3 protein-coding genes are annotated in these 2,801 nt (G+C 44.7%); 1 reads left to right on the forward strand and 2 read right to left on the reverse strand.

The window, feature by feature from the left end:
* A partial coding sequence (locus Q0296_RS07650; protein ID WP_298038909.1) for a KpsF/GutQ family sugar-phosphate isomerase occupies positions 1–654 on the reverse strand: 654 nt, incomplete at its 3' end.
* Positions 655–663: 9 nt separating this feature from the next.
* Positions 664–2,559: a ribonuclease J gene (locus Q0296_RS07655; RefSeq protein WP_298038917.1), complete on the reverse strand. Its 1,896-nt coding sequence runs from the start codon at positions 2,557–2,559 to the stop codon at positions 664–666.
* Positions 2,560–2,568: 9 nt separating this feature from the next.
* Here Q0296_RS07655 and Q0296_RS07660 point away from each other — a divergent pair.
* Positions 2,569–2,801: hypothetical protein (locus Q0296_RS07660; RefSeq protein ID WP_298038913.1), on the forward strand; the 233-nt coding region annotated here is incomplete at its 3' end.

A 2,801-nucleotide genomic window follows, 5' to 3' on the forward strand; every position in this document is an offset into this window, starting at 1 on the left:
GATCGCACTTTTTAGGGTTGCATCCCAGCGGACTATCGGTAAATTTTCGCTTCTCATCACGTCTTTGACCTTTAAAAATAGCCTCTTGCCAAGGCTACCACCAGGATGAAAATTTGCAAAGTCCTCTTTTTTAAATCCTCGCTTTTGCATCAAACAAACAGCTAACGCATCGCCAAGAGCTAACGTTAACGTGGTTGATGCTGTTGGGGCGGCATTTAGTGGGCACGCCTCTTTCTCTACATTTATATCTATAAAAGCGTCGCTAAATTTACCAAGCGAGCTTGTCTTGCTTCTTGCCATGGCGACTATTTTTACGCCAAAGCGCTTTACATGAGGCAAAATTTTGACAAGCTCATCGCTCTCGCCACTAAAGCTAATGGCTAACAAAACATCGTCCTTTTCTATCATGCCTAGATCTCCATGCATGGCCTCTGTTGGGTGTAAGAAAAAGCTTGGCGTACCAGTGCTTGCAAGCGTGGCAGCGATCTTTGCTCCCACATGACCGCTCTTGCCTACACCTGTGACTATGACCTTGCCCTTTGCGTTATATATCAAATTTACAGCATCTTCTATCTCTACGCTTTTAGCGTGTCTTAAAAGCTCGTTTGCTTCTATCTCTAAGACTTCAGCGGCGATTTGGTTCATTGTTTGCATAAATTTCCCTTACATTAGATAGATGATCGGCACTATAGTTGGGTACTTTTTGACCTTTCTAAAGATGTGCTTTCTGATCACTTGGCGCACTTGTGACTCGAGTAGTCTGCTATCTTTCAAAAGCTCCTCTTTGACGTTGCTTAGGTACTGCTCTAGCACGCCCTCCATCTCTTTTCTAAACTCGGCGTCTTGCTTGTCGCCCACAAGGCCGTAGCTGATGACGCGAGGTTTGTTGATGAGTTTTGCACCGTGACGTGAAATTTGAGCGATTATCATGACGACCCCTGCTTCAGCGAGGTTTTGTCTGTCGATGACGACGTCGTCTGCGATTTGTTTATTTATTTGATTATCTATGAAGACTTTGCCAGTTTTTACAGTTTTTACACGTTTTAGGTACTTTTGACAAACCTCCATCTGATCGCCGTCGCTCATTAGATAGATATTTCTCTCATCCACACCACAGCTAATGGCCGTCTCTTTGTGCTTTGCGATGTGGTTGTACTCGCCATGCACTGGCAAGAAAAATTTTGGCTTTATCAGGCGAAGCATTAGCTTTTGCTCTTCTTGCGCTGCGTGACCGCTGACGTGGATCTCGCTAAAGTCTTGGTAAGCGACGCTCGCGCCTGATTTTAGTAAGAAATTTAGCACCGTTGAGACGCTGTTTTCGTTGCCTGGGATCGCTTTTGAGCTGATTATGATCTGATCGGTCGGCTTTATCTTTATATATTTGTGCTCGTCTGTCGCCATGCGGTAAAGCGCACTCATAGTCTCGCCCTGAGAGCCAGTAGTGACGATAAGCACCTCGTCATCTTTAAATTTGCCAACCTCGTTTGCATCAATAAAAATTTTCTTATCAAGCTTGATGTAGCCAAGCTCCATAGCAGTGTATAAATTTCTCTCCATTGATCTGCCGATGACACAGACTTTGCGGTTGTATTTTAAGCCCCACTCGATCGCTTGATAGACGCGGTGGATGTTTGAACTAAATGTGCTCATTATGACGCGGCCTTTTGCCTTTGAAAATATCGCGTCAAAGGTCTTGCCAACGCTACTTTCGCTCTTTGTAAAGCCCTCTTTATAGCTGTTTGTGCTATCGCTTAATAGACAAAGCACACCACGCTCGCCATAATACGCTAGTCTGCCAAGGTCTGTTGGGTAGCCATCTATCGGCGTGTGGTCGATTTTAAAGTCGCCTGTGTGGATGATCGTGCCTGCCTTTGTCGTGATCGCAAGTGCGGAGGCGTCGATGATAGAGTGGGTTATATGTATCCACTCGACCTCAAAGTCACCTATGAGATATGGTTTTCTTTTTTCGACTGATCTAAAGAGCGAGCGCTCTTGTTTTAGTCCGTGCTCTTCAAATTTATTATTTATCATGCCAAGTGGAAGCGGTGTGGCGTAGATAGGAAATTTAAACTCTTTGTAAAAATAAGGCACCGCGCCGATGTGATCCTCGTGTGCGTGAGTGATGATGACGCCTTTTATCTTATCTTTTATCTTGCGAACGTAGTCGAAGTCTGGGATGAGGATATCCACGCCGTGCATGCTCTCGCTTGGAAAGCTCATGCCGATATCAACGATGATGGCGCTAGTTTCTGTTTCAAAGACAGTCATATTGCCGCCGATCTCGCCAAGACCGCCAAGTGGAGTTATGCGAATTTTATGTTCGCTTGAGTTTAGATATTTTAGTGGCTCAAGTCTTAGCTCGTGAGTGGCTTTGTTTGCCTCCATCGCGCTTGCGATATCTTGTTGCCACTGCTCGTTGCCATTTAGCTTTGCGGGTAAATTTTTCTTTGGTTTTTTAGCCTTTTTTGGTTTCTCTTTTTGCTCTTTTGCCTCGTTTTTAGCTTCAGCTTTTGGCTCTTGTTTTGGCTTTTCTTTTTGCTGTTTTTGTATGGGGCTTATCGGAGCCGGATGCCGAAGTCGGTCAGGACGCAAAGCTCGCTTACGGTAGGGGAGCTGCCGGGGCTTTGGCGGACGATTTTAATGACCAGTATTCCTATTGTGATTGGAACGGCGACATTTAATATTTCGACGATTATTGATGATATGATGTTTTCTCGGGCGCTGTTTTTTCATAATTATTCGCATACCGAGATTGCGGTGTTAAATGGGATTTTAAGCGGAAAATATACGCTCATCATTAC

Source organism: uncultured Campylobacter sp., assembly GCF_937890585.1.
Lineage (GTDB): Bacteria > Campylobacterota > Campylobacteria > Campylobacterales > Campylobacteraceae > Campylobacter_A.